This window comes from Methylotenera mobilis JLW8, assembly GCF_000023705.1.
Lineage (GTDB): Bacteria > Pseudomonadota > Gammaproteobacteria > Burkholderiales > Methylophilaceae > Methylotenera > Methylotenera mobilis.
Genome location: NC_012968.1, coordinates 801,385 through 827,319, shown reverse-complemented (window position 1 = coordinate 827,319; position 25,935 = coordinate 801,385). Strand labels below are relative to the sequence as shown.

Annotated in this window: 27 protein-coding genes and 1 tRNA gene; 7 read left to right on the top strand and 21 right to left on the bottom strand. The window is 46.4% G+C overall.

Features of this window, described 5'->3' with window-relative positions; all coding sequences use genetic code 11:
• Positions 1 to 86 precede the first annotated feature (86 nt).
• The 6 genes from MMOL_RS03945 to MMOL_RS03920 all read right to left on the bottom strand — a co-directional run bounded on the left by MMOL_RS03945 (position 87) and on the right by MMOL_RS03920 (position 4,428).
• Positions 87 to 162: transfer RNA gene (locus tag MMOL_RS03945), tRNA-Gly, on the bottom strand.
• A 77-nt stretch (positions 163 to 239) separates the two neighbouring features.
• On the bottom strand, positions 240 to 833 hold the full coding sequence (gene pgsA / locus MMOL_RS03940) for a CDP-diacylglycerol--glycerol-3-phosphate 3-phosphatidyltransferase (RefSeq protein ID WP_015831723.1): 594 nt from the start codon (positions 831 to 833) through the stop codon (positions 240 to 242).
• A 38-nt stretch (positions 834 to 871) separates the two neighbouring features.
• Positions 872 to 2,671 (bottom strand): excinuclease ABC subunit UvrC, encoded by a 1,800-nt coding sequence (gene uvrC / locus MMOL_RS03935; RefSeq protein WP_015831722.1) that lies wholly within the window; start codon positions 2,669 to 2,671, stop codon positions 872 to 874.
• A gap of 97 nt (positions 2,672 to 2,768) precedes the next feature.
• Positions 2,769 to 3,290, bottom strand: a complete 522-nt coding sequence (locus tag MMOL_RS03930) for an SRPBCC family protein (protein WP_015831721.1) — start codon at positions 3,288 to 3,290, stop codon at positions 2,769 to 2,771.
• A 162-nt stretch (positions 3,291 to 3,452) separates the two neighbouring features.
• Positions 3,453 to 3,635, bottom strand: coding sequence for a tautomerase family protein (locus MMOL_RS03925; protein ID WP_015831720.1), 183 nt, complete (start codon positions 3,633 to 3,635; stop codon positions 3,453 to 3,455).
• A gap of 82 nt (positions 3,636 to 3,717) precedes the next feature.
• On the bottom strand, positions 3,718 to 4,428 hold the full coding sequence (locus MMOL_RS03920) for a cation diffusion facilitator family transporter (RefSeq protein ID WP_015831719.1): 711 nt from the start codon (positions 4,426 to 4,428) through the stop codon (positions 3,718 to 3,720).
• A 62-nt stretch (positions 4,429 to 4,490) separates the two neighbouring features.
• On the opposite strand from MMOL_RS03920, the gene MMOL_RS03915 reads away from it, so the two are divergent.
• Both MMOL_RS03915 and MMOL_RS03910 read left to right on the top strand, forming a co-directional pair.
• Positions 4,491 to 5,336, top strand: a complete 846-nt coding sequence (locus MMOL_RS03915; RefSeq protein ID WP_015831718.1) for a 23S rRNA (adenine(2030)-N(6))-methyltransferase RlmJ — start codon at positions 4,491 to 4,493, stop codon at positions 5,334 to 5,336.
• 101 nt (positions 5,337 to 5,437) lie between these two features.
• Positions 5,438 to 5,983, top strand: coding sequence for a TIGR00645 family protein (locus MMOL_RS03910; protein WP_015831717.1), 546 nt, complete (start codon positions 5,438 to 5,440; stop codon positions 5,981 to 5,983).
• A 4-nt stretch (positions 5,984 to 5,987) separates the two neighbouring features.
• Here MMOL_RS03910 and MMOL_RS03905 read toward each other — a convergent pair whose 3' ends face one another.
• Positions 5,988 to 7,055: a DUF2914 domain-containing protein gene (locus MMOL_RS03905; RefSeq protein WP_238524394.1), complete on the bottom strand. Its 1,068-nt coding sequence runs from the start codon at positions 7,053 to 7,055 to the stop codon at positions 5,988 to 5,990.
• Between the two features lie 196 nt (positions 7,056 to 7,251).
• Entirely contained in the window at positions 7,252 to 7,656 is a 405-nt protein-coding gene (locus MMOL_RS03900; protein ID WP_015831715.1) for a hypothetical protein, read from the bottom strand.
• A 230-nt stretch (positions 7,657 to 7,886) separates the two neighbouring features.
• Between MMOL_RS03900 and MMOL_RS12180 the strand changes: the two genes are divergently transcribed.
• Positions 7,887 to 8,057: a hypothetical protein gene (locus MMOL_RS12180; RefSeq protein ID WP_187287230.1), complete on the top strand. Its 171-nt coding sequence runs from the start codon at positions 7,887 to 7,889 to the stop codon at positions 8,055 to 8,057.
• Positions 8,058 to 8,129: 72 nt separating this feature from the next.
• Here the strand turns inward: MMOL_RS12180 and MMOL_RS03895 are convergent, their stop codons facing one another.
• The 13 genes from MMOL_RS03895 to MMOL_RS03835 all read right to left on the bottom strand — a co-directional run bounded on the left by MMOL_RS03895 (position 8,130) and on the right by MMOL_RS03835 (position 21,775).
• The gene (locus MMOL_RS03895) at positions 8,130 to 8,456 is read right to left on the bottom strand and encodes a hypothetical protein (protein ID WP_015831714.1); all 327 of its coding nucleotides are present in this window, start codon (positions 8,454 to 8,456) and stop codon (positions 8,130 to 8,132) included.
• Positions 8,457 to 8,567: 111 nt separating this feature from the next.
• Complete coding sequence (gene acnB, locus MMOL_RS03890) at positions 8,568 to 11,171, bottom strand: bifunctional aconitate hydratase 2/2-methylisocitrate dehydratase (protein ID WP_015831713.1); 2,604 nt, start codon at positions 11,169 to 11,171, stop codon at positions 8,568 to 8,570.
• A gap of 164 nt (positions 11,172 to 11,335) precedes the next feature.
• Positions 11,336 to 11,653 carry a hypothetical protein gene (locus MMOL_RS03885; RefSeq protein WP_015831712.1) on the bottom strand — a complete coding sequence of 106 codons (318 nt, stop codon included), beginning with the start codon at positions 11,651 to 11,653 and terminating at the stop codon, positions 11,336 to 11,338.
• Positions 11,654 to 11,771: 118 nt separating this feature from the next.
• Positions 11,772 to 13,310 carry a fumarate hydratase gene (locus MMOL_RS03880; RefSeq protein ID WP_015831711.1) on the bottom strand — a complete coding sequence of 513 codons (1,539 nt, stop codon included), beginning with the start codon at positions 13,308 to 13,310 and terminating at the stop codon, positions 11,772 to 11,774.
• Positions 13,311 to 13,334: 24 nt separating this feature from the next.
• On the bottom strand, positions 13,335 to 14,972 hold the full coding sequence (locus MMOL_RS03875) for an acetate--CoA ligase (protein WP_015831710.1): 1,638 nt from the start codon (positions 14,970 to 14,972) through the stop codon (positions 13,335 to 13,337).
• A complete protein-coding gene (locus MMOL_RS03870; RefSeq protein ID WP_015831709.1) occupies positions 14,972 to 16,102 on the bottom strand; it encodes an HpcH/HpaI aldolase/citrate lyase family protein in 1,131 nt (376 codons plus the stop codon). The genes MMOL_RS03875 and MMOL_RS03870 overlap by 1 nt, the downstream gene beginning before the upstream one ends.
• Before the next feature lies 1 nt (position 16,103).
• Complete coding sequence (locus MMOL_RS03865; RefSeq protein ID WP_015831708.1) at positions 16,104 to 16,406, bottom strand: FAD assembly factor SdhE; 303 nt, start codon at positions 16,404 to 16,406, stop codon at positions 16,104 to 16,106.
• 9 nt (positions 16,407 to 16,415) lie between these two features.
• A complete protein-coding gene (locus MMOL_RS03860; protein ID WP_015831707.1) occupies positions 16,416 to 17,153 on the bottom strand; it encodes a succinate dehydrogenase iron-sulfur subunit in 738 nt (245 codons plus the stop codon).
• Position 17,154: 1 nt separating this feature from the next.
• Positions 17,155 to 18,915 (bottom strand): succinate dehydrogenase flavoprotein subunit, encoded by a 1,761-nt coding sequence (sdhA, locus tag MMOL_RS03855; RefSeq protein WP_015831706.1) that lies wholly within the window; start codon positions 18,913 to 18,915, stop codon positions 17,155 to 17,157.
• A 7-nt stretch (positions 18,916 to 18,922) separates the two neighbouring features.
• Entirely contained in the window at positions 18,923 to 19,270 is a 348-nt protein-coding gene (gene sdhD / locus MMOL_RS03850) for a succinate dehydrogenase, hydrophobic membrane anchor protein (RefSeq protein WP_015831705.1), read from the bottom strand.
• An 11-nt stretch (positions 19,271 to 19,281) separates the two neighbouring features.
• Positions 19,282 to 19,671, bottom strand: a complete 390-nt coding sequence (gene sdhC / locus MMOL_RS03845; protein WP_015831704.1) for a succinate dehydrogenase, cytochrome b556 subunit — start codon at positions 19,669 to 19,671, stop codon at positions 19,282 to 19,284.
• Positions 19,672 to 20,862 (bottom strand): malic enzyme-like NAD(P)-binding protein, encoded by a 1,191-nt coding sequence (locus MMOL_RS03840; protein WP_015831703.1) that lies wholly within the window; start codon positions 20,860 to 20,862, stop codon positions 19,672 to 19,674.
• A gap of 178 nt (positions 20,863 to 21,040) precedes the next feature.
• Complete coding sequence (locus tag MMOL_RS03835; protein ID WP_015831701.1) at positions 21,041 to 21,775, bottom strand: GntR family transcriptional regulator; 735 nt, start codon at positions 21,773 to 21,775, stop codon at positions 21,041 to 21,043.
• A gap of 180 nt (positions 21,776 to 21,955) precedes the next feature.
• On the opposite strand from MMOL_RS03835, the gene MMOL_RS03830 reads away from it, so the two are divergent.
• The 4 genes from MMOL_RS03830 to prpB all read left to right on the top strand — a co-directional run bounded on the left by MMOL_RS03830 (position 21,956) and on the right by prpB (position 25,935).
• Positions 21,956 to 22,837 carry an HpcH/HpaI aldolase/citrate lyase family protein gene (locus MMOL_RS03830; RefSeq protein WP_015831700.1) on the top strand — a complete coding sequence of 294 codons (882 nt, stop codon included), beginning with the start codon at positions 21,956 to 21,958 and terminating at the stop codon, positions 22,835 to 22,837.
• Positions 22,838 to 23,917, top strand: a complete 1,080-nt coding sequence (locus MMOL_RS03825; protein WP_015831699.1) for a MaoC family dehydratase — start codon at positions 22,838 to 22,840, stop codon at positions 23,915 to 23,917.
• Entirely contained in the window at positions 23,917 to 24,918 is a 1,002-nt protein-coding gene (locus MMOL_RS03820; protein WP_015831698.1) for an HpcH/HpaI aldolase/citrate lyase family protein, read from the top strand. The genes MMOL_RS03825 and MMOL_RS03820 overlap by 1 nt, the downstream gene beginning before the upstream one ends.
• A 132-nt stretch (positions 24,919 to 25,050) precedes the next feature.
• Positions 25,051 to 25,935, top strand: coding sequence for a methylisocitrate lyase (prpB, locus tag MMOL_RS03815; RefSeq protein WP_015831697.1), 885 nt, complete (start codon positions 25,051 to 25,053; stop codon positions 25,933 to 25,935).

The window sequence follows — 25,935 nt, the reverse complement described above, 5'->3', positions numbered from 1 at the left end:
AGCATTCAGCCTTGATGACAAAATCCAAAACCATACTTTTTTAAAACTAAAACGGCGAAGCTATTATGCATTCGCCGTTTATTATTTGGAGCGGGAAACGAGGCTCGAACTCGCGACCTCAACCTTGGCAAGGTTGCGCTCTACCAGCTGAGCTATTCCCGCGTGTCGTTAAGACAGGCGCCATTATAGAGAGTTTGGAGATATCGTCAAGTATTAGTTACGCATTTTTTACTAAATTATTACCGCTTGATTTTTGGCATGGCTGCACGTAAATAATAAGCCATTGATAGCAATGTCAAAAATGCCGCGATCACGATTAGCACCTGTCCAAATAGTTTTGTGGGAAAGGTTCCCACATTCGCAATCACGATATTGTCCCAATACAATAAAAATAAAATAGCCAGCATTTGCACCGCTGTTTTTACCTTACCTATCATGGCAACACCTACGCTGCTGCGTTGACCTTCACCCGCCATCCACTCACGTAAGGCACTAATGGCAATTTCACGACCAATGATAATCAATGCCACTACCGCGCCCACGCGCTCAAATTCCACCAATACTATCAAAGCAGCTGCCACCATTAACTTATCGGCAACTGGGTCTAAAAAAGCACCGAATGATGAGGTTTGATTAAGCTTGCGCGCCAAGTAGCCGTCCAGCCAATCGGTAAATGCAGCAATGGCAAAAATGACAGTGGCCGTTAAATTAACCCAATGCGCAGGAATCGCACCAAAAGCTTGCGGATTAGTTGGCAAATAGAAAATAGCCACAAATACCGGTATCAGTAAGATACGAAGCCATGTCAGCATGGTTGGAATATTGCAAGTCATATAGTTAATCCAAAAAAGTAACAGTTTTTAGCGTTCGCCTAATGCAATTCGCCATATATTTTCTCAGCCAAACTTTGGCTGATGCCTTCAACACTGGCAAGTTCATCAATACTAGCATTTTTTACGCCATCTAAACCGCCAAAACGGGTGAGCAATGCCTTACGGCGTTTAGCACCAACGCCTTCTATGTCTTCCAGACTGGATTGTAGCCGTGCTTTGGCGCGTTTGGCACGATGCCCAGTAATAGCAAAGCGATGCGCCTCATCGCGAATTTGCTGCAACAAGTGCAGGCCTTTGTTGTCTTTTTCCAGATTAACCATCTCACCAGTATCAGAGAAAATCATGGTCTCTAGGCCGGGCTTGCGCTCTTCACCCTTGGCAATGCCTATCAGCAGAATATCATCCAACCCGACTTCGGCCATCACCTCCATCGCGACGCCAAGCTGGCCTTTACCGCCATCAATAAACACCAAATCAGGGCGCTTACCCTCACCTGCCGCCACTTTTTTATAGCGCCTAGTGAGCACATCGCGCATCGCCGCGTAATCGTCCCCCGGCGTAATGCCGGTAATGTTGTAGCGCCTATACTCGCTATTTTGCATATCACCGCGATCAAACACGACACAGCTCGCAACTGTGGCCTCACCCATGGTATGGCTAATATCAAAACACTCCATGCGCTCTGTACTGTCAGGTAAGCGCAGGGCCTCACGCAGTGCCAGCAGCTTGGCTTCCTGGTTAGCTGTAGTGGCTGCACGTTGCCCCAAGGCAAGTTCGGCATTGGTTTGTGCCATTCTCAGCCACACTCGTTTATCGCCAATTGGATTGGTATTGATTTTTACTTTACGGCCGGCCTGTTCACTCAACACTTCTTCAAACAGCTCGGTTTCAATTTTCACACCCACCACAATCAGCGGCGGCGTATTCTGGGCAACGTAATGCTGCGCCAAGAAAGCCTGTACGGTAGTTTCCAATGTTTCACCATCGGTATTTTTAGGCATATAACTACGGTCGCCTAAATGACGCCCGCCGCGTATCATCACCAAATTAATACAGTGCTGCCCCTGCAACTCAGCACTGGCAATCACATCGGCATCCGATATGTTAAAGTCACTCACAAATTGCTTAGCCTGTACCTGATGCAGCGCCTGAATCCTATCCCTAAACACGGCAGCCAGTTCATAGCTTTGCTTCGCAGCGGCGGCACTCATTTGTTCGGCAATACTATCAATCACCTCGGTAGTCTTGCCCTGTAGGAACATGGCCGCTTGATGCACATCATTGCGATAATCTTCTGCAGAGATAAAATTGACACATGGCGCGGTACAGCGTGCTATCTGGTGTTGCAGGCATGGACGGCTGCGGTTAGCAAACACCGTGTTCTCACAAGTGCGCAGCTTAAATACTTTTTGCAGTAACTGAATACTTTCGCGTACTGCCACCGAGTTAGGAAATGGCCCAAAATACTGGTTACCCTTGCGCTGCGCACCACGATGAAATGCCAGACGCGAATACTCATCACCGGTCAACGTAATATATGGGTAAGACTTATCATCCCTAAACAGCACGTTATAACGTGGCATTAAACCTTTAATCAGGTTATTTTCCAGCAGCAGCGCCTCTGCTTCACTGCGCGTCACTGTAGTTTCTATGCGCGCAATGTTACTCACCATCATGCGTGTGCGCGGGCTGGGCAAGTTCTTATTAAAGTAAGAAGAAACGCGTTTTTTGAGGTCTTTGGCTTTGCCAACATAAATTACCTCATCGCTAGCGTTAATCATGCGATAGACGCCCGGTAAGTTGGGCAAGTTTTTTAGAATGGGTTTGGCATCGAACATGAGCGTATTTTACCGCCCATTAATTGAATTGGATTAAATCAATCACGGTAAATATGACAAAATCAATATTTACCGTAATCGTCAATCCAGAGGTGAACTACTCTGAAATCTTTTTAATATTTTCTAAACCAGATTTAAAAATACCTAAAATCGCTGCTTTAGCCGCTTCATCATCTTGACCGGCAGCACCTGGGTGCGCTGGGTCTTTACGTTTAAACATGGCGCTCCATACTACGGTCGTTTTACCATCGGTACTGGCTTTCACTTTTAAAGTTGCGCCATATTCACGTACCGGTAATACGCTTTCTGTGATTTCATACTTCATGGTTTTAGCATCAGCATCAAAGCTGGTCAGCACTTCATTGATTTTGCCGCCATCTTGGGTAGTCAACACGCGCGTAGCACCAACCTCTGTAGCCTTGCCGCCAGTGATTTCGGTTTTTGCAATCGCCGGATGCCAGCGCATATCAGCAAAACTACCAATCGCAGCCCATACTTTATCCGCCGGCGCATTGATTTCAATGCTTTCTTTCACGCGAATTGTTTCATCAATCGCAGCAGATGCTTGGTTTGTAAACGCACACCAGGCAACCAACATTGCCGTCATAAATTTACTCATAAATCCCTCGAAATATTATTGTTTAAAATGCGCCCAGCCAACGCGGGCGCACAGGAATATACATGATTATTAAAAACTAGGGGGATATCTAGAGGGATTAAGATACCTGCTTACAGGTAAAAACTACAAGACAGCCTAACAAGGCTGCCTTGGTATAAGCGGTTAAGCGTCGAGCAATTCGCCAGCGATTGCCCAGTCCTCATAAGCCACTTCTTCAAACGTAATATAGGTGTAAGACTTGGGCTTATGTGCAACACGTTCCAATGTTTCGGTGATTTCCTTGGCGATTTGTGCTTTTTGCTCGCGCGTTACTTCACCGGCTAGTTTGATGTTCACGTATGGCATGGATTATTCTCCTTTAATTAATAAAAGTAGTGCACCTTATATACTCAATTGCTTTAAATATAACCACTTGAAATAAGTAGCCTTAATGCTCGTGATCATGATGGTGATCATCATCATGATCGTGACTATGCGCATGTGCGTGTTGATGGTATTTAGTGAGCTGACCTTGCAAGGTTAACCAGATATCGCGGATTAAATTTACAGTCAGCACCAATAACAGCAATGAAATCAACAATGACAAAATGGGATCAATCAGCATCCAGCCTGTAAAGTAAATTACCACACCCGCCACCACTGCGGCGACCGAGCCGAGTAAATCACCTAGCACATGCAAAAAAGCCGCGCTGTTATTTAAGCTTTCACCGTGATGGTGCGCCTGGTGATGCAATTGCTTAGCCACCACTAAGTTAACAATTAGGCCGATGCTGGCAATCACGATTAAACCAAACCCCTGCACCTGATGCGGCTGTTGGAAGCGCATAATCGCCTCGACCACAATAAACACCACCACCAGCAGCATAGCAACGGCATTGATGATTGAAACAACCAGCTCGGCATAACTCACCCCAGAGCGATGGCGTGCAACATGGGTACGCCTACTCATCACTGATGCCATCCAAGCCAATCCAAGCGCAGCCACATCAGAAAACATATGCCCGGCATCGCTTAACAGTGCGAGTGAGCCGGTGTACCAGCTACCAACCGCTTCTACGACGGCAAAAACAAGAATAAGTAAAAAAGGCAGGAAGTAATGATCGTGATCATCGTGGTTGTGTTGTGTAGATGTGCTCATAAGCTAAATGCTAACCCAAAAATCTGGGATAATGTCGGCTTATCTCAATTTTTCATGATTCTATGCTCAGTTACCGCCACGCATTTCATGCAGGCAACCATGCCGATGTACTTAAGCATTACGTACTAGGTTTAGTGCTTGCCCATACCGCACAAAAAGACAAACCATTCTGGTATATAGATAGCCATGCCGGCGCGGGCATGTATAGCTTACAGCATGGCTACGCCACCCAAAACGCAGAGTATGAAGACGGCATCAGCAAGCTTTTATCTGCGCCTAACCTACCGCAGAGTCTCGCTGATTACGTTGCCAAGATTCAATCTTTCAATAGTGGCAATGCGCTGGAGTTTTACCCAGGCTCACCGATGGTGGCGGAGCCGCATATGCGTGCAGACGACAAAATGCGCTTGTTTGAGCTGCATCCTAGCGATTACGAGCTGTTGTCAGATAATTTCAAAGGCTTTGGCAGACAAGTAAAGGTAGAAATGGAGAATGGCTTTAAAGGCCTAAAGTCATGTTTGCCACCGCCACCACGCCGCGCGGTGGTGCTGATAGACCCACCTTACGAAGATAAGCAGGACTATCTATACGTAGTAAACGCCATTCAAGACAGTGTGAAACGATTCCCTACCGGCACTTACATTGTTTGGTACCCATTGTTACAGCGCCCAGAACCAGCAGAAATGCTAGATAGCCTGTTAGCGTTGAACTTACCTAACTGGTTACATGTCACTCTCTCGATTGAGGCGCCATCAGCAGAAGGCTTTGGCATGTATGGTAGCGGTTTATTTGTGATTAACCCACCGTGGACCCTACCCAACACCTTGGCAGAAAGCATGCCAGTATTAACTGAACTACTGGCACTAGATGCAAGCGCCAATTTCACCCTAGATAGTAAGATTGAATAGTCAGCTAGATTGAGTAAATTGACACTGAATCTAGCTGCTACAATACATCTGCGTTTTTACATCTACGTTTTACGTTATTAATTTAAAGGCTTTTACAAACCATGCAAGAAAAAACAAAACAACAGGCTACCGCCTATAAGCAAAGTAGCATCATGACTAATATTTTATTTGGTAGCCGCTGGTTACAATTACCACTGTATTTAGGCTTGATCGTAGCGCAAGCGGTGTACGTGTTCTTTTTTGGAGTGGAGTTGATTCATCTCGTTTCAACCGCTAACAAAATCGTAGAAGCAGACATTATGCTGATTGTGCTGGGCTTAATCGACGTAGTGATGATTTCAAACCTACTGATTATGGTGATTGTGGGCGGTTATGAAACCTTTGTGTCACGCCTTAACCTAGAAGGTCACCCGGATGAACCGGATTGGCTTTCTCACGTGAATGCCAACCTATTGAAAGTAAAACTGGCGACTGCCATCATCGGCATTTCGTCCATTCACTTGCTAAAAACCTTTATCAACGCACACAATCTGTCAGATAAAGTATTGATCGCACAAACCGTGATTCATATGACTTTTGTGTTTTCTGCTGTGGCAATTGCCTATATCGACAAACTGATGGCACACTCACAACCAGCTGAGCACTAAATCACTAATAGAGCAGCACCACACGCGGTGGTGCTGTTTCTACGTGATGCACGGTAAACTTGTGCACAGTAATCGTTTTCTCATTCTCAGTTTCCACACTCACGCGCCAATCACCTTCGGCTAAACTGCTCTTGTAAGTGTAGCCTCTAAAACCTTCATAACGTCCGCCAGATAAACTAAAACCGATGCGCGACTGCGTCACCCAACCTTGTTTTTTATCATAATGCTGCCAACGGTGGTAAAGCTTGGCCTGCAACCCGGGCGGCGCAAAGATGGAAGAAAAACAATACACGCGCTGACCTGCCGGCATTTCTAAATCATTACTGGTTTTACGCCAAAACACCCACCATGGCGATGCCTGCTGCGACAGTCGATATTGACCATCAGCTTTTTCCAATTCAAATGCTACTGCCACATCCCGCTTGACCAAAGGCACGGGCGGAATCATATCAACCGCGTAAGCGAACATCAGTAGCGCGGCAATCAAGGCAACCGGCTTGATACTGCCTAAATGATTAGGCGTTTTTTTATACAGCCAAAAAGCTAAACTAGCCCCCAATAGCGTACTAAGATAAAACCACACTGCATGGATACTGCCTAATAGAAACGGTAAGGCAAAATTAAAAAGTAACATTGCGCACAAGCCAAACATAGACCAACTCAATGTAAAGCGCTTGTACTCGCTCTCCAAAAACTCATTGGCAACCAGCAACACCGCCAACCCTAAGGACATCAACCAAGCAAGCCAATGGCTGGAGCTTTTAAAGTACAGAATGAATAAAGCGCTGAACAAACTGCCGAATAAAAACTGCAGCAAGAAATATGGCACGCGCGGTGAATAGTGCTTTTTAAATACAGAAACTAGCTTGCTCTCGCTATTTTCCAGCGGAATCGGACGGCCAATCAGGTAAAGAATCACCGCGGCGCAAAACAGGTAACCGGCAAATATCCATAAATCCAGAGCGGCGACATTACGACCGATGGTGAGTGCATCCCAAGCGAAACCACCCACAAAAAATACGGCCGGCATAATATCTGCAACTTTACGCACATGGTGCATAGCAGTTTGCACAAGAGGAATCTCAGTCAATTGGCTAAACATATCAAGAAAACACAGAATAAATGGCTACGTGGGCGAATTGCTTCGTTGCGCGGTACTCGCAACCTCGCTGTATCAAACATACTATCTCGGCTTCTCCGTTCCGTGCGTCTCGCACTTCATCCCTCTCGCTCACTTATTCTGTGCTTTCTTAGAAAAAAGAATGGAATTACAGAAAATGGCCAATTACATAGCCAATAATAATACCAATGATTAACGCAATGGTTAACCCGCGGTAAGTGAGTACATCTTTTGAATAGCCGCGCTTAATGGCGACAAATGAAACAATATAACCAATGGCATTCAACAACCAAATGATAGAGAGGCTCAGCACTTTAACAATCAAGGGACCGACGACAGGCACCAAGCCAATCAAACCAATAATCCAGACAAAGACATTAGATACTACGCCAAACAGCAGGATACCAGCCGTGACTGCTTTGGCATCCCAGCCGAAATACCATGCAACACAGATCACCGCAACCAGCAACAAACTTAACGGCAACATCCGCTTCCACGCATCATGCTTAGGAGGCTCAATCGCCTTAATATCAAAAATGTGTTTTTGGTCCATAGAGAACTAACGCTAGTTATGATGCACTGATTTTAGCATTGAACCGTGCTTTTCGATGATTGCTAAACCAACAAATAATCCATGACCCTAGCCATTCGACTTTGCAAGTGAGAAAGAGATTAGCAAGCACGTAGAAAACAAGTCATCAACCTTACAGTGCCTAGCTAAACTCCCCCTGTTGCAGCGCCTTAGTTGCTTAGGTTGAATGGGAGTTTTCGACAAGCGGCTGTTTGAGCAAAGCGAGTTTCCGCTTGTTACCCATTAAATCTGAGCAACTAAGGAATCAAGCTGCATGGGGTAGCCTTTTCTTTGGTTTCTTTCTTTTGGCTACGCAAAAGAAAGAAACTCGCCAGTCGGGCGAGACCGACAAGCTATCAAACGAGAAGTTGCGTGGGCTATAAGCTAACCAGTTATGCGCCACATAGCATCCAGAGACTCAAAGGAAGTGAGAGGGAGTGAGGTTGAGCACCATGTTAGTGTTCATTTTGCTGAACAAACTTTAGTATCCGCAACTGACGGGTCGTGCCGATTACCACAATAAACGCAGGCCAAATACGCATAGGGATTGCGAACATGGGAACAGCAATAAGAAACAAAATGAGAGCAATGCCTGTCAATAGTTCCATAATGGCAAAGGCAAGAACAATGCGCTGACGATTGTTTAGCGATTGGCCGTTGAGTTTCTTTATCAAACGAAACTCCTTTTTAACGCCCACTCGGTATGCGCGCCACAGAAAATAGCCTGCCATGCCAAAAATAGCTAAGTAACATAAAAAAGCTATCGAGATGTACTCATTCATAAAGCGCCTTCTCGTTGAACCCTAAAACAAATTAGCCATGCTGGTTTGACCTATATCTTTATGTCAAACCAGCATGGCTAATCATTTCAAACCTAATTAAAACTTAACGTTTTACATCGCCTCAGCAATCGGAATCACTTTTTTACCATTAGAAAGCGCTTCTAAAGATGGCGTGTAATCTGTCATTTGATCGAAATTCAGATACTTATAGATTTCAGCCGCGTTAGCTAGCTTATTACCTACTGTCTCTAAATACTCTGCATGCGTCGGCATACGGCCTAACTTAGCACAAACTGCCGCCAATTCAGCTGAACCCAAATACACGCGAGCATCTCTACCCATACGGTTATCAAAGTTACGCGTACTGGTTGAGAACACGGTTGCTTTATCGGCTACGCGTGCTTGGTTACCCATACATAATGAGCAGCCGGGCACTTCGGTTCTGGCGCCAGCAACGCCAAATACAGAGTAAACACCCTCATCACGTAATTGTGCTTCATCCATACGAGTTGGCGGAGCAATCCATAAACGGGTAGGAATACCACCTGAACCTTCTAACACCTTAGCGGCTGCACGATAGTGACCAATATTTGTCATGCAGCTACCGATAAATACTTCATCAATCTTATCACCCACCACTGCTGTGAGTGGCTTGATGTCATCTGGATCGTTAGGGCATGCCACTAATGGCTCAGTAATCGTATTGAGGTCAATCTCGATCACGTGCGCATATTCAGCATCTTTATCAGCTTCCAACAGTTCAGGCTTAGCCAACCAGGCTTGCATGCTGGCGATACGACGTTGCAAGGTGCGTGGATCTTGGTAACCGTTATCAATCATGTTTTGTAGCAACACGATATTGGAATTCAAGAACTCAATCACAGGTTCTTTATTTAGTTTCACGGTACAGCCGTTAGCTGAACGCTCAGCTGAAGCATCTGCAAACTCAAACGCTTGCTCTACTTTCAAATCTGGCAAACCTTCAATTTCCAAGATGCGGCCGTTAAATACGTTCTTTTTACCTTGCTTGCCAACCGTTAACGTGCCTTCTTGAATCGCAGCGTAAGGAATAGCATTCACTAAATCACGTAAGGTAATGCCAGGCTGCATTTCGCCTTTGAAGCGCACTAATACAGATTCAGGCATATCTAGTGGCATTACACCCATCGCGGCAGCAAAAGCCACCAAGCCAGAACCGGCTGGGAATGAAATACCGATTGGGAAACGCGTATGTGAGTCACCACCAGTGCCAACGGTATCAGGCAGCACCATACGGTTTAACCATGAGTGAATTACGCCATCACCTGGGCGCAAGCTAACGCCGCCACGGCTACTCATAAATTCTGGCAGGCTGTGCTGTAATTTAATATCTACTGGTTTTGGGTAAGCGGCAGTGTGGCAGAAGCTTTGCATCACCAAATCAGCGCTAAAGCCCAAACAAGCTAATTCTTTAAGCTCATCACGCGTCATACCGCCAGTCGTATCTTGTGAACCCACAGTCGTAGCCTTAGGCTCGCAATAAGCACCTGGGCGCACGCCTGTACCTTCTGGCAAGCCACATGCTCTACCCACCATTTTTTGTGCCAGCGTATAGCCTTTACCTGTATCTTTTGGTGCGATAGATTGAATAAATAGATCAGATGCTGGCAAACCTAGCGCATTACGTGCATTCGTAGTTAAACCACGGCCAATAATCAATGGAATACGGCCACCGGCACGCACTTCATCTGGCATGGTGGTTGGTGCTAGCTCAAATGTGCTAATCACCTCACCTTGCGCATTTAATACCTGTCCAGCATAAGGTTTAATGGTAATGACATCACCCATGTGCATTTTGGACACATCACATTGAATCGGCATCGCGCCTGAGTCTTCTGCAGTGTTAAAGAAAATTGGGGCAATCTTAGTCCCTAAAATCACGCCGCCTGTGCGTTTGTTAGGAATATTAGGGATGTCATTACCCATAAACCATTGCACTGAGTTGATTGCTGATTTACGTGATGAACCAGTACCAACCACATCGCCCACGTAGGCTAATGGCAAACCTTTTTGCTTCAAGGTTTCAATGGTTTTTAAACCATCTGGCATTTTGGTCACTAGCATTGCTTTTGCATGCAGTGGAATATCTGGGCGGCTCCATGCTTCTTGAGCTGGGCTTAAATCGTCGGTATTGGTTTCACCATCCACCTTGAACACAACCACTTGAATTTCTTCAGCCAGTTTTGGTGCATTGGTAAACCACTCTGCGTTTGCCCAAGACTCGATGAGTTTTTTCGCATGCACGTTGCCTGCTTTCATTTTCTCATCGACATCATGGAATGCATCGAACATTAAAATCGTTTGCGACAAGGCTTTTACTGCAGCGTCAGCCATAGCTGGGTTGCTTGTAGATAGATCTAACAAACCTACTAACGCCTGCACATTGTAGCCACCTAACATGGTGCCCAATAAAGCCACGGCCTGTTCTGCGCTGACTAAAGGTGATACGGCTTTAGCATGTGCAATGTCTGATAAAAACGCTGCTTTCACATAGGCAGCCTGATCCACACCGGCTGGTACACGATTTTCAAGTAAGTCAACCAAGTTCCTCTCTTCACCCGCTGGCGGGTTTTTGAGTAACTCTACAAGTTGTGCAACTTGTTCGGCTGATAATGGTAGTGGAGGAAGTTGTTGTGATGCACGTTCTTGTACGTGCGCTGCATAGGCTTTTAACATAAAGATTTTCTGCTTAAATTTCTAATTGATAAATTCTAGTTAAGTAAAATTGTGTCTATTATAAACTAGCTTAACATGATGATAATGGCGATGATTGATGCATTTGCGATGCATTGGTGTACTTTCTACTCACCCTTCAGCCTTAAATCCAATTATCAGTCAAACTAGTTAGTTAATTGCGATGCTCCGGCAACGGTACCGCAGCTTGCGCCTCTCAGCAAAGCTTCAAACCTGTCTAAAACTTCGCTTTCATAGCCTTTGCCATGCTTGAGCTCTAAAAAAGCACGCACTTCGCCGGCATCGGCAAATCCGTTTTTATCGGTATCCATCAACGCAACATTATCTTCAACCGTAGGTCCTGTATAACGATCCTGAGTATCGGTCAGCACATCAAGCACTGTGGCGGCATGCACAGGCATTACCGACATTAAACCAGCCACCATAGCAGCTAACATAGACAGCTTAATCATTTGTGATTTCATCAACTTACTCCTTTGCATGAGTTAAGAGTAAAAATCTAGACAATAATTCACTCAGTCTATCACTTAACTAATTATTGCTAGGTCATTACCTGGTCATTACCTAGTTGGGAATGAGCATTTAGGCTGGATGAACCACAATCACTTCATTAATGACTTTACGCTGTGCTATTTTTTGCTGCCACTCGGCTGGGCCAGTGGTGTGCACCGAGCTACCGCGGCTATCCACCGCAACCGTCACCGGCATATCCTGCACGGTAAATTCGTAAATCGCTTCCATGCCTAAATCGGCAAATGCCAGCACTTCTGCTTTTTTAATCGCTTTGCTCACCAAATAAGCTGCGCCGCCCACCGCGGTTAAATACACTGAGCGGTGTTTGGCAATGATGGCTATTGTTTCTTCTCCGCGCTCTGCCTTACCTACCATGCCTAGCAGCCCAGTTTGGCTGAGCATGGTTTCGGTAAAGTCATCCATACGTGTTGCTGTGGTTGGGCCAGCTGGACCTACCGCTTCATCGCCCACTGCATCGACAGGACCTACGTAATAAATAAAGCGATTAGTGAAGTCGATTGGTAGCTTCTCACCATTATTGAGCATGGTCACCATACGCTTATGTGCAGCATCTCTACCGGTGAGTAACTTACCGCTTAAAAGCAAAGTCTGCCCTGGTTGCCAGGCTTCAATTTCCTGCTGGGTAATCGTATCCAGATTGACGCGTAGCGATTGGGTGCTTGGTGCCCAGTGCACATCTGGCCAATCATCCAAACTTGGCGCTTCCAGCGCTGCGGGGCCGCTGCCATCTAACTCAAAATGCACATGTCGCGTGGCGGCGCAGTTAGGGATAATCGCCACCGGCAAACTAGCGGCATGGGTTGGGTAATCTAGTATTTTCACATCAAGCACGGTGGTTAAGCCACCCAAACCTTGCGCACCGATGCCTAGATTATTCACCTTTTCATAGATTTCTAATCTTAACGCATCAATTTTATTCTGCGCGCCTTTGGCTTTCAGTTCGTGCATATCAATCGGCGCCATCAGTGACTCTTTAGCTAACAGCATAGCTTTTTCGGCGGTTCCACCAATGCCTATGCCCAGCATACCGGGAGGGCACCAGCCTGCGCCCATAGTAGGCACGACCTCGAGTATCCAATCAACGATACTGTCATTCGGGTTTAGCATGGCTAATTTTGCTTTATTTTCACTGCCACCGCCTTTGGCCGCGATGCTGACTTCCACTTTATCACCAGCAACCAACTCCACATGCACCACTGCTGGGGTGTTATCTTTAGTGTTGGCACGCTTACCGGCAGGGTCGTTCACAATAGAAGCACGCAGTTTATTTTCTGGTAACAAATAAGCACGACGTACGCCCTCGTTTACCATTTGCTCCAATGTAAGCGCTGCTTCAAAACGTACATTCATGCCCACTTTAACAAAAGCCACCACGATACCGGTATCCTGACACAATGGGCGCTTACCTTCTGCGCACATGCGCGAGTTGGTTAGAATCTGCGCAATTGCATCTTTAGCCGCTGGAGACTCTTCTTGCTCATAAGCCGCGGCTAATGCATGGATAAAATCAGCGGGGTGGTAGTAAGAAATATACTGCAAGGCATCTGCAACGCTCGCAATAAAGTCTTCTTGTTTAATCGTAGTCATTGTATTGAGTTATCTGGTATTGATTTATCGTGTTGATTTTGCTGTGGCAATGGTTAAATTGATATCTTTACGTAAGATTTTACCATTCTTAGTGCGTGGAAAATCTTTTGCCAGATAAACCGTTTTTGGCGATTTATAAGCCGCTAGATGCTGCTTGCCGAAATGTAACAAATCGTCCGGCGTGATGCTCGCCTCTGGCTTCAGAATCACATAAATCACTACTAGCAATTTATCCTTCTCTATTTCCTCGCCAATCGCAGCACAATCTGCCACATCAGGATGTCCTTTGTACACGCGCTCGATTTCATAAGGCGACACACGATAGCCAAAACTCTTAATAATGTCGTCTTTGCGTCCTAAGAACCAGATGTAACCATCCGCATCATACTTTGCGTAATCTCCGGTGAAAAAGTAGCCATCATGCTTATATTTTGCTGTTTCTTCATCCAGATTCCAGTAACGTAAAAATAACCCAGGATCGGTATCCGTAACGCAAATCATGCCCTCTTCACCTGCCGCCACTGGCTCACGCGTATCAGGGTTAAGTAATTGAATTTGATGGCCAGGCTGGGGAAAGCCCGCTGAACCGGCACGAATAGGACGGAACTTGCTTTGTGATAGATAGTATGAAAACTCACTCATACCAACCGCTTCATAAATATCTAGGCCAAACCTCGCACGCCATTGGGTTAATACCTCGTCGGACAAGTGCTCACCAGCGCTCATATAATGGCGCATGCTTGGTAATTGCTCTTTGGCTGTCGTGGTTTTTTGTAAAATCTGACGATAGATAGTAGGTACGCCAATAAAAATAGTCGCCTGATGCTTTTGAATTAAATCCAGCCACTTTTGCGCATCGTTTTTACCTTCATGCACAATCACGGTTTTACCCAAATACAAAGGATCCATCAAGCCAGTGCCCAGCACATAAGTCCAGTTGAACTTACCTGAGTGCATGATTCTATCTTGCACCTGCTCGCTGTAATTAAACCAATACTGCGCAGCAGGCTGGCGTCCTAACAGAGCGCGATGCGCATGCAATACACCCTTAGGGTAACCGGTAGTGCCAGAGGTATAAACCAAGTAAGCGGGGTCTTCCGCTTTAGTTTGCGGCATTGCATCCACGGCTTGTACATTAGCCATTGTTTGATGCAAATCATGCACGGCTAATTTGCCAGCTGTCGGCATTTGCGTCAGTTGCGTTAATAACACATGCTTCAAATTAGGCGTGTTGCCCAAAGCACCTTCCAACTGAGATTGCATGCCTGCCCATGCCGCGGCATCGGTCACCAGTACACTAGCACCTGAGTCTTTTGCCAAATAGGCAACTTCTTCTGCGGTAAGCAAAGTAGATGTAGGCACTGAGATTGCGCCCATTTTCATCGCACCTAAGAACGCAATTGGGTAATCCAGACTGTTGGGCAGGCGAATCAGCACCCTATCACCCACTTTAACGCCAAGATCACGCAATATTTGTGCAAATAGATCAGTTTTACGTGCCAACTCCACAAAAGTGATGGTAGAGGTACCTAAGGCATCATCTTCAACGATCATCGCGATTTCGTTCGCTTGCGCCGTATTTAAATGACGGTCTGAACAAGCCACACCAATATTATAATACTCTGGAATTTGCCAATCCCACTTTGGAAAGTCAGTCAACATTATAAAAGTACTCCATATGGCCAGTTTTCTCGCACAACCTGTGCAGGTAGCAGTTGTAAAACGTGTAATGCAAATTCCATATCGCTGGATTTCAGCGCGCGCAATGCATGCGCTCTTAACAATGTTTGTAAAGCTTTACCAAACATCGGCGGATCCAACATCTCGCCCTCAAACTTAATAGCACCGCCCAGCAAAGCATCCGCCTCGATCGCAGCTTTCAAAATACAGACCTTTTGTGCGATTTCGGTTGGCGATGGCGTGTACGCAGTTTTACACAGGTGGATATGTCCTGGGTGTATCACCTGTTTGCCGGTTAAACCCATCGCAGCTTCTTTACAAGCGTGCTTATAAACCACGCGCGACTCATTATCGCCATGTAAATCCAACCAGCGGCGCACATCATGCGGCTCGAGATATTTCTCCGGCATTGGACTGGCACCGATTAACGTTTCCACACCACCAATCACCCCTTTACCGGCGATACGCGCTTCAAACATCAACGTGTTCATATAGAACTGCAGCTCTTCAATCCAGTTTTCAGGCGTAATCTGAATACCCATCGCTTTTGAGAAGTCATGAATACCAAACACCACATGCTTAACCGTACTGTACTGCATTAAATCTGGTGCAATTTTCAACGACTTAGGATGCTCAATAATCGGCTGAATCGTAATATGCGGATTGATGCTCAAGAGGAAGCTAGATAAATCGCGCACCTCGGCTGCGCCATACGCTTCACCAGCTTTGGCCAGCATCACTACATCAATATAGTCGCCCATGTCGCGCACCAATTGCATGTCCTGCTCATACTCATCGGTTCTAAATGAGTTGGCACGAATAGCCACCGTGACACGCTCGTTAGTTTTGCGCAGCAATGGCAGCTCTTTGCGCAACAGATCACGACTCATGGCCTTTTGCCGACAACCATCTTCCAAGTCAAAAATGAGCGTGTGTGCCTGTGTAAAGTGCGCATGCTTTTTCATGCGTGCCGCGGCCTGATCCATGTCTTCATAAATACCCAGACTAGGCGCATATTTCACCGGCGGATAATACAACTGGATGCCAGGCCAATAATCGCCCAGCGCCTTGGCGTCAAAAGTGATAGGCTCTTCACCCATGTGCATCATCATCTTATTTAACCTCCTGTAGCTTGCTTAATCTGGCAGTTTTAATTTTATAAATCATGGCGTTTCTTGCGCTATCATGCTTTCCAGCTGCTGGCTCCATGGCATCAGTGTTATTGAGCAGCACCCAAAACTCGTTATCCGGCAACGCTAGTAGCGCATCGAACACCTGCAGCTCTTCTAAGGTCAGAGTATCGTAGTGATGCTGCACAAAATCCTGCAGCACAATATCAAGCTCTAGCAAGCCTCTTCTGCAACGCCATGCAAAGCGTCTTTGTTCTGCATCTCTTAGATTTTCTGCATTCATCATCACGCCACCTCAAATCGCCTTAATCGGCACTGTTTTTTTCGTCGCTTTCGCCTCTTTTGCACGCTCAATTTTCAAATCTTTAATATTGGCAATCGCTGCATTAGGGTTAAGTTTTTTGGGGCAAACATCCACGCAGTTCATAATGTTGTGACAACGATACAAACGGTATGGGTCTTCTAGATTCTCCAGACGCTCAGCTTCTGCCTGATCGCGTGAATCTACAATAAAGCGATAAGCCTGCATCAAGCCAGATGGCCCTACGAACTTATCAGGGTTCCACCAGAAACTAGGACATGCTGTAGTACAGGCGCCGCACATAATGCACTCGTACAAACCGTCTAATTTTGCGCGGTCTTCCGGGCTTTGCAGGCGCTCAGTTTCCGGCAACGGGTCATCATTAATCAAATACGGTTTGACTGAGTTGTAATGCTCAAAAAACTGCGTCATATCCACTACTAAATCACGAATCACCGGCAGGCCTGGCATAGGCCTAAGCACAACAGGCTGCTCAAGATCAGACAACTTAGTCACACAAGCCAAGCCATTTTTACCGTTAATGTTCATGGCATCACTACCACACACACCCTCGCGGCATGATTTACGCATAGACAAGGTTTCGTCATGCTGCTTGATACGAATCAGCGCATCCAGTAGCATTTGATCTTCATCCTGCAGCTCAATGTCATAATCCTGCATGTAAGGCTTTTTATCCGTGTCCGGGTTGTATCTATAAATAGAAAACTTCATCTTAATAAACCCTCGCTTTAGGTATAAACGGCTCTACAGTTAATGGTTGTAAACGCACAGGCTTGTAAAGCAATTGATGGTCTTTTTTATAGTAAAGAGAATGCGCTAACCAATTTTCATCATCTCGCTCAGAGAAATCCTCGCGCGCATGAGCACCGCGGCTCTCTTTACGGTTATTGGCTGCATGCATGGTTGCCACGGCTACCTCTATCAGGTTATCTAGTTCCAAGGCCTCTACGCGTGCCGTGTTAAACACCTGACTCTTATCTGAAATTGCAATATTCTTAGCACGCTCGGCAATGGCATTGATTTTGGCCACGCCGTCTTCTAATAAATCTGGGAACCTAAACACGCCGCAATGCGTTTGCATGGCGCTGCGCATGGCTGCGCCAATATCAGCTACAGTTTCACCATTGGCTTGCTGGTTTAAACGATTCACACGCGCCATGGTTTTATCAGCCGCATCACTTGGCAATGGCTTATGTGCCTGATTTAAGGCAATCTGTTTCACCATTTTGTCGCCAGCAGCCTTACCAAACACAACTAAATCCAGCAATGAGTTGGAACCTAGACGATTAGCGCCATGCACAGAAACACAGGCGCACTCACCCACAGCATACAAGCCATTCACTACCTTCTCGCCACCTACTACCGGCTCCACAACTTGCCCATCCAGATTGGTAGGAATACCACCCATCATGTAGTGCGCAGTTGGCACAATCGGAATCGGGTCAACCACTGGGTCTACATTGGCAAAAGTTTTGGCAATCTCGCGGATACCAGGCAAACGTTTACTAATCAACTCCTCGCCTAGATGGTCGAGTTTCAAATACACGGCATCCTTGTTTTTACCTACGCCGCGGCCCGCTTTAATTTCCGTGGCAATCGAGCGTGAAATCACATCGCGGCTGGCCAAGTCTTTGGCATTGGGCGCATAGCGCTCCATAAAACGCTCGCCTTCTGAGTTCACCAGATAACCGCCCTCACCACGCACACCTTCTGTAATTAGCACGCCAGCGTGCAGTACACCGGTAGGGTGAAATTGCCAGAACTCCATATCTTGCAACGGCAAACCGGCACGTACCGCCATACCAAGACCATCACCGGTATTAATAAAAGCATTGGTACTGGCTTGGAAGATGCGTCCTGCGCCACCAGTGGCTAACAGGGTTGTTTTTGCCTGTATCACATGAATATCGCCAGTTTCAATTTCTAAGGCAATTACACCCAACACATCGCCATCAGCATCGCGAATCAAATCCAGCGCAAACCACTCAACATAAAACTGCGTATTTGCACGAATATTGCGTTGATACAGAGTATGCAGCATGGCATGACCAGTTCTATCTGCTACCGCACAGGTACGTGAAATAGGTTTTTCACCAAAATTTTGTGTCATGCCGCCAAACGGGCGCTGAAAGATCTTGCCATTTTCCAAACGGTCAAACGGCATACCAAAATGCTCAAGTTCAATAATCGCTTTTGCAGCGTTTTTACACATAAACTCAATCGCATCCTGATCACCCAAATAATCAGAACCTTTAATCGTGTCGTACATATGCCAAAGCCAGTTATCGCCGGACACATTACCCAGCGCTGCAGCCACACCCCCTTGTGCCGCCACGGTATGTGAGCGGGTAGGAAAAACCTTAGACAGCACAGCAACCTTAACCCCGGCCTCGGCCAGCTGTAGCGAGGCACGTAAGCCTGCTCCGCCGCCACCAACAATCACTGCATCAAACTGATGATTTTGTATATTCATATGAGACTTAAATCTTCCATAAAATAATGCTTACCCAGCACAGGTAACCAATCAACAATATATCCACCGTCACTTGCAGCACTGCGCGCAATCTTAGGTTAAATACATAATCTTTAAACACATCGCGCACCCCCAGCCATGCATGGGTCAATAAGCTGACAAAGAATACTAGGGTCAACAAACGCCACCACCAGGGGGACATAAAATCTAGCCATGACGCGTAATCGTGTGGTTGCTTAATTGCCAATACCAACAGCAGTAGCAGCAGATAAATCACCATCGCCACGGCTGAAATGCGCTGCGTTAGCCATAAACGCATGCCTGGGTATTTTTTTGTGAGTAGTTCTATCAACATAACGGTGGCTATTACCAAATATAATATGCAAAGCTAAGCATGGAGCAGGCGCCTAAGCCCAGTACGATGCGGCTGGAAAACTGGGCTTTATTGAGCGTGGTCATCCAATGCACGTCTTGCCCTAGATGCCTTAATCCAGCATAAAAGTGATGAAAAAACGGCCAGGAAAGTGCAATCAACATCAGCTTGAATGCCCAGTGCTGGAACATATCGCCCAGCGCGCTCAAGCTTGCCTCGCTATTTAATGAAGCCTGCAGCGACCAGATCAGTGCCGGCGTAAATAAAAACAGCACCATGCCGCTCATACGGTGCAAAATCGACACCACAGCATTGATAGGCAGGCGAATCGTAAATAAATTAAGATTCTTGGGCCGATTACGAATTGGAGTTTTTTTAGCCACTTATGCTGCCTCAGCCACTGCTTTTGATACACGTGCCAACAGGCGAGGATCAAATGGTTTAGGAATGATGTAATCTTTGCCAAAGGCTAATGACTCTAGGTTATATGCAGCCAATACCTCAGCAGGCACTGGTTCGCGCGCAAGCTCACTCAATGCATGTGCTGCGGCAATTTTCATCGCCTCGGTGATTTGCTTGGCTTTAGCATCTAAAGCGCCCCTGAACAAATAAGGGAAACACAGCGCATTATTGACCTGATTAGGAAAATCACTACGCCCTGTTGCCATCAATATATCACCACGGATGGCATGCGCTACGCTAGGTAACACTTCCGGATCCGGATTAGCCAAGGCAAAAATAATCGGGTTAGGCGCCATATCATTGATTAAATTAGCATCCAGCGCGTTTTTGGCCGAAACACCAATAAATACATCAGCACCTTGCATGGCATCTGCCAGCGTTTTGACTGCGCTCGGAGCTACCGCCAGCTCTCGGTTATTGTCATGCAAATCTGGTCGATCGGCATCCAGAACACCTGTTCTATCCACCATCGTCACGTGCTGAGCACCCATGCTTTTTAGCAACTTGGCACAAGAGCAGCCGGCAGCACCTGCCCCTAGAAATACGATTTTAGCCGCTGCCATGGTTTTACCCTGCAACGTTAACGCATTAAGCAGAGCCGCAGCCACAATCACCGCTGTACCGTGCTGGTCATCATGGAACACCGGAATATCCAAACGTTTTTTCAGCTCATTTTCTATGTAAAAACAGTGTGGCGCTGCAATATCCTCTAAATTGATGCCGCCGAAGGTTGGGGAAATATTCACCACGGTTTCAATAAATTCATCAGGTGTTTTTGCATTCACTTCAATATCAAACACATCAATATCAGCAAAACGCTTAAACAATACGGCCTTGCCCTCCATTACAGGCTTACTCGCCAAAGCACCCATGTTGCCTAAACCCAATACCGCAGTACCGTCAGTAATGACTGCCACCAAATTACCTTTATTGGTATATCGATATGCATTAGCTGCATCTGCATGAATTTCACGTACTGGTTCGGCAACACCCGGTGTATAAGCAAGCGAGAGGTCATCTTGAGTGGTACAAGATTTAGACGATTCCACACTCAACTTCCCTGGTTTGGGAAACTGGTGGTAATCCAGCGCGCGTTTTTTTAAGTCGTTCATTTTTTTAGCCTTAATTTACAACTCAACGTTGTCAAAAAATTCCTCGAAACCTGCAGGGATAGATAAGCCAGTGCAGACAGCACAAGCAGCGAGCCTGACAACACCAACGCTGATTTTAAAAAGTACTTGCTCAAGATCATCCGCCTATTCCTGGTCGCCAATTACTCAAGTTTAGCTACTACTCAAGCTCACTCATATAGTGATGATCATCAGTCAAACATAGCCCCAAGCGCCATTCCATAGGCTTATCACCATAGGTAAAAGAAACGCGCTCTATACTCAACAAAGGGTAACCTTCCTTCAACCCTAAGGATTTTGCCACCTCTTGATTGGCAGCAACTGCTTTAAGGCGCTCTTCCGCACGTATCATGCGCACACCAAACTGTGACTCATACATGCTATACATAGAACCATTGCACTCTTCCACCTTGTTGCTATTGAGCCCTTTAAACGAAACAGCCGGCACAATCAGGTGGTCGTAAATCAATGGACGACCAGAGAAAGTGAGCAAGCGCTTTACCTCTACGGTGGCCGCACCCGCCTTAATCTCTAATATCTTGGCAATATATGCATCTGCTTTTGATTTCACACATGAAATCAACTCGTTTTGCAGCAGCTCTTTTTTGCCGTCAATCGCAGTCAACCTTAAGAACCTAAGCTTGGTAACCTCTTCACTGTGCGTAGCAACAAAAGTACCCTTACCTTGCCTGCGAATCAGAATATTCTCGGCAGACAGACTATCAATCGCCTTACGTACCGTGCCCTGACTTACCTTGTAACGTGCAGCCAACTCTATTTCACTAGGAATCACATCTCCAGGCTTCCATTCCCCACCAATCAAACCCTGGGTGATTAACACCTTAATCTGATCATATAAAGGTCTATAGCTAGGTGAACTCAATTGCTTATCCATAATTTTTCAGCCCATGCATTTTAGTTAACAGCAACATGCTTAATTTCCATGGTTGAATTTATAACATGCAAAATAAAAATAGTCCAGTGTTTTATATCTTATATAAGACATAAGATAAATGTTGACATTTATTAAATTTCATCTATATAATCAATTTAACATTTTTACAAAGTCACGATTATGGAACATCACATCCGTCCAAGACGCTCTGTGCTATACGTACCGGGCTGCAATCAACACTATCTTGATCGCGCACGTACATTAGCCGCCGACTCTGTCATCCTAGATCTGGGCGACCCTATCCTTATCGACGCCAAAGAACAATCCAGAGCCAACGTAGTTGCTGCAATTAAACAAGGCGGTTACGGCTCTAGAGAAGTGGTAGTACGGGTAAACAACCTTGATTCGATCTGGGGGCATGATGACATTAAAGCAGTGGCGAACATCGGCGCCGATGCAATTTTGTTTCCTAATATTGAGTCACGCGAAGATGTATTAAAAGCACAGCAGTTGCTCGATGAGGCCGGCGGTAAAGATGTGCCCATGATGGTGATGATAGAAAGCCCGATTGCGGTACTGAATGCAAAAGAGATTGCCGCGGCATCTGACCGCGTCATCTGTATCGTCATGGCAACATCAGACCTTATCTCGCAGTTGCATGCCCATGTGACGCATGAACGCGTGGCGATTTTAACGTCATTATCTTTAGTGATTTTAGCCGCACGCGCCTACGGCAAGGCAGTGATTGACGGCATTACCAGCGACTTTAAAAACATGCATTCATTTGAATACGCATGCCGAATCGGCCGCGACATGGGCATGGATGGCAAATCACTGGTGCACCCGGCACAAATTGCCTATTGTAATGACGCATACACACCAAAAGCGACTGAAGTCGCTAACGCCAGACTCATCATCACCGCACTTAAAGAAGCGAATGAGGCTGGCCGTGGCACTGTGGTAGTTAACGACAAGTTAGTAGAACATCACCACATCAAGGCCGCACAACGCCTCATTAAGCTGCATGAAGCAATCACCGAACTAGAAGAAGAGTACATATAAATGGCGGCCACAATTCAATCAAACAAAACATCATCAGGGCGGTTTTTTGAACACTTCACCCTTAATGAAGTAATACATCACGCCACCCCGCGCACTATTACCGCGGGCGATGTCGCACTGTATATCGCACTCACAGGCAGCCGCAACCCGCTACATTGCAGCGAACCTTTTGCACAAAAGCTTGGTTACCAGGCTGCACCCGTAGATGATTTACTCACATTCCATATTGCTTTTGGTAAAACCGTTCCCGATATTTCCGTGAACGCGGTAGCCAACTTAGGTTATGCCGATGTGCGCTTTTTACAACCGGTATATGTGGGCGACACCCTGAGCACATCCAGCCAAGTAATCGGGCTCAAACAAAATTCCAATGGCAAAAATGGCGTGGTGTATGTGCGCTCTACCGCAGTTAACCAACACCAACAGCCGGTACTAAGCTGGGTGCGCTGGGTCATGGTACATAAACATGACAGCAACGCCCCGGCACCTGCAACCACAGTTCCTGAGCTGCCATCATTTGTTGCGCCGGAGCAATTAAACATACCTGCACATTTAACTACAAACCGCTTTGACCAACAGGCAACCAGCGGCCAGTTTTACTGGGAAGATTACCAAGCAGGCGAGCGCATCAACCATGCCGCCGGCATGACTATCAACGAAAGCGACCACTCGCTGGCAACACGCTTATATCAGAATAACGCGCGCCTGCATTTTGATGCACACCTGATGCAAAGCTCCACCTTTGGCAAACGCTTGGTGTATGGCGGCATCGTAATTTCCGCATGCCGGGCATTGAGCTATGAAGGTTTGGAAAATGCTATCTGCATTGCGGCAATTAACGCTGGTACGCACGCCAATCCGAGCTTTGCTGGCGACACGATTTACAACTTCACCGAAGTGCTGGAGCGCTGGGAACTGCCTAACCGAAACGACCTGGGCGCGCTAAGACTACGCATGGTTGGCATTAAAAACATGAATCCTGCCGAGTTAGCAGAAACCAAGCAATTTAATAGCTACCACCCCAATGTAGTACTCGATCTTGATTACACCGTACTCATGCCTCGCAAAGGAAACAAATAATGGCTGTGACTTTACAAAAAAAACACCCGAATGAAGCGCTATTTGGCGGAGAAAAACCATTCCCACTGATTCCAGCCTGCGAGCATTTTGCTGGCAGTGAAAAGCTAATTTTAAAAGCACTATCACTGCAAGATAGTATAGGTGCAGTTTTTGACATCACTTGCGACTGTGAGGACGGCGCAGCCGCTGGCCAAGAACGCGAACATGCAGAGATGATAGTACGCGTATTAAATTCAGAAGCCAATAAACACAAAATGGCTGGTGCGCGCATCCATGACTACACCCATCCCGCATGGAAACTAGATATCGACATTCTAGTGGCCGGCGCCGGCAAGGTACTGACTTACATCACTATTCCTAAATGCACCAGTATCGATCAGGCACGTGAAATGATTGAATACGTGCAAGCTGTGGCTAAAGAGAACCATATCAATCGCGTGATTCCTATTCATATCTTGATTGAAACGCACGGCGCACTGAAACAAGTGCATGAGATTGCAGCGCTACCTTGGCTACAGGTGCTGGACTTTGGCTTGATGGACTTTGTCAGCGCGCACCATGGCGCGATTCCAGCCAGCGCAATGCGTAGCCCAGGCCAATTCGAGCACCGCTTATTAGCGCGTGCAAAATCAGAAGTAGTTGCAGCAGCACTTGCCAATGGCGTGGTGCCTGCGCACAACGTTACGCTGGATCTAAAAAATGTAGAAACAACATTGAGCGACGCCAGTCACGCACGCAATGAGTTTGGTTTTATGCGTATGTGGAGCATTTACCCAACCCAGATTCAGGCCATTGTGGATGCAATGAAACCTAATTTTGATGAAGTGATTGATGCAGCCAATATTCTGCTTGCCGCACAGCAAGCTGAGTGGGGGCCAATTCAATACGCGGGCGAGCTACATGACCGCGCAACTTACAGATACTTCTGGGAAGTGCTGCAAAAAGCAAGATTAACTAAAGTGGAAATTCCAACCGCTGCAGTTGAAGCCTTTTTTAAATAAATTATTTTAAATAACTAAAACCCTACAGATTTGCAAGATAACCATCAGCTTTAATGCTGACGGCTTGGGTTTGACCACCTCACGCCAGCGCCTAATACAGCGTGATTAAATGAACTGAAGGAAATCAGCAACATGAATAAACAAGCAACTGCAGGTACCCGTTTTAGAGCCGCATTAAGTGCAGAATCACCTTTGCAAATCATCGGTGCTATCAACGCTTACCACGCCCTACTCGCCACACAAACTGGTTACAAGGCTTTATATTTATCTGGTGGCGGGGTTGCTGCAGGCTCACTAGGTATCCCAGATTTAGGTATATCTACACTAGAAGACGTGCTGATTGACGTACGCAGAATCACCGATGTGACAGAAACGCCGTTATTGGTGGATATCGACACCGGCTTTGGCGGTGCATTCAATATCGCACGCAGCATCAAAAGTATTATTAAAGCTGGCGCAGGCGCCGTGCATATTGAAGACCAGGTACAAGCCAAACGCTGTGGCCACCGTCCTAACAAAGCCATCGTCAGCCAAGCGGAAATGGTAGACCGCATTAAAGCCGCAGTGGATGCAAAAACTGACCCGGATTTTGTGATTATGGCGCGCACCGATGCGCTGGCCGTAGAAGGCCTGCAATCTGCGATTGACCGTGCATGCGCCTGTGTAGAAGCTGGTGCGGATATGATTTTCCCAGAAGCGATTACTGAACTAAGCATGTATCAGCAATTTGCCGATGCAGTCAAAGTACCCGTACTCGCTAACATTACCGAATTTGGCAGCACCCCACTATTTACCGTAGATGAGTTACGCAGCGCGCATGTCAGCATGGTGCTATACCCGCTTTCAGCATTTAGAGCGATGAACCAAGCTGCGCTCAATGTATATCAAGCAGTACGCAAAGACGGCACGCAAGCCAACGTAGTAAACACCATGCAAACGCGCGCAGCGCTGTATGAGCACTTAAACTATCACGCTTACGAGCAAAAGTTAGACGCATTATTTAAGGGAGAAAAGTAG

Bases quoted from the DNA above. Each gene is read 5' to 3' on its own strand.
- MMOL_RS03825 (WP_015831699.1), top strand. From the start codon at position 22,838: ATGGCGGCCACAATTCAATCAAACAAAACATCATCAGGGCGGTTTTTT.
- pgsA (WP_015831723.1), bottom strand. From the start codon at position 833: ATGACTTGCAATATTCCAACCATGCTGACATGGCTTCGTATCTTACTG.
- MMOL_RS03865 (WP_015831708.1), bottom strand. From the start codon at position 16,406: ATGATGAATGCAGAAAATCTAAGAGATGCAGAACAAAGACGCTTTGCA.
- MMOL_RS03925 (WP_015831720.1), bottom strand. From the start codon at position 3,635: ATGCCATACGTGAACATCAAACTAGCCGGTGAAGTAACGCGCGAGCAA.
- MMOL_RS03830 (WP_015831700.1), top strand. From the start codon at position 21,956: ATGGAACATCACATCCGTCCAAGACGCTCTGTGCTATACGTACCGGGC.
- MMOL_RS03915 (WP_015831718.1), top strand. From the start codon at position 4,491: ATGCTCAGTTACCGCCACGCATTTCATGCAGGCAACCATGCCGATGTA.
- sdhD (WP_015831705.1), bottom strand. From the start codon at position 19,270: ATGTTGATAGAACTACTCACAAAAAAATACCCAGGCATGCGTTTATGG.
- MMOL_RS03820 (WP_015831698.1), top strand. From the start codon at position 23,917: ATGGCTGTGACTTTACAAAAAAAACACCCGAATGAAGCGCTATTTGGC.
- uvrC (WP_015831722.1), bottom strand. From the start codon at position 2,671: ATGTTCGATGCCAAACCCATTCTAAAAAACTTGCCCAACTTACCGGGC.
- MMOL_RS03900 (WP_015831715.1), bottom strand. From the start codon at position 7,656: ATGGACCAAAAACACATTTTTGATATTAAGGCGATTGAGCCTCCTAAG.
- MMOL_RS03875 (WP_015831710.1), bottom strand. From the start codon at position 14,972: ATGTTGACTGACTTTCCAAAGTGGGATTGGCAAATTCCAGAGTATTAT.
- MMOL_RS03880 (WP_015831711.1), bottom strand. From the start codon at position 13,310: ATGACTACGATTAAACAAGAAGACTTTATTGCGAGCGTTGCAGATGCC.
- MMOL_RS03870 (WP_015831709.1), bottom strand. From the start codon at position 16,102: ATGATGATGCACATGGGTGAAGAGCCTATCACTTTTGACGCCAAGGCG.
- MMOL_RS03930 (WP_015831721.1), bottom strand. From the start codon at position 3,290: ATGAGTAAATTTATGACGGCAATGTTGGTTGCCTGGTGTGCGTTTACA.
- sdhA (WP_015831706.1), bottom strand. From the start codon at position 18,915: ATGAATATACAAAATCATCAGTTTGATGCAGTGATTGTTGGTGGCGGC.
- MMOL_RS03860 (WP_015831707.1), bottom strand. From the start codon at position 17,153: ATGAAGTTTTCTATTTATAGATACAACCCGGACACGGATAAAAAGCCT.
- prpB (WP_015831697.1), top strand. From the start codon at position 25,051: ATGAATAAACAAGCAACTGCAGGTACCCGTTTTAGAGCCGCATTAAGT.
- MMOL_RS03835 (WP_015831701.1), bottom strand. From the start codon at position 21,775: ATGGATAAGCAATTGAGTTCACCTAGCTATAGACCTTTATATGATCAG.
- MMOL_RS03885 (WP_015831712.1), bottom strand. From the start codon at position 11,653: ATGAAATCACAAATGATTAAGCTGTCTATGTTAGCTGCTATGGTGGCT.
- MMOL_RS03895 (WP_015831714.1), bottom strand. From the start codon at position 8,456: ATGAATGAGTACATCTCGATAGCTTTTTTATGTTACTTAGCTATTTTT.
- MMOL_RS03840 (WP_015831703.1), bottom strand. From the start codon at position 20,862: ATGAACGACTTAAAAAAACGCGCGCTGGATTACCACCAGTTTCCCAAA.
- MMOL_RS03920 (WP_015831719.1), bottom strand. From the start codon at position 4,428: ATGAGCACATCTACACAACACAACCACGATGATCACGATCATTACTTC.
- MMOL_RS03910 (WP_015831717.1), top strand. From the start codon at position 5,438: ATGCAAGAAAAAACAAAACAACAGGCTACCGCCTATAAGCAAAGTAGC.
- acnB (WP_015831713.1), bottom strand. From the start codon at position 11,171: ATGTTAAAAGCCTATGCAGCGCACGTACAAGAACGTGCATCACAACAA.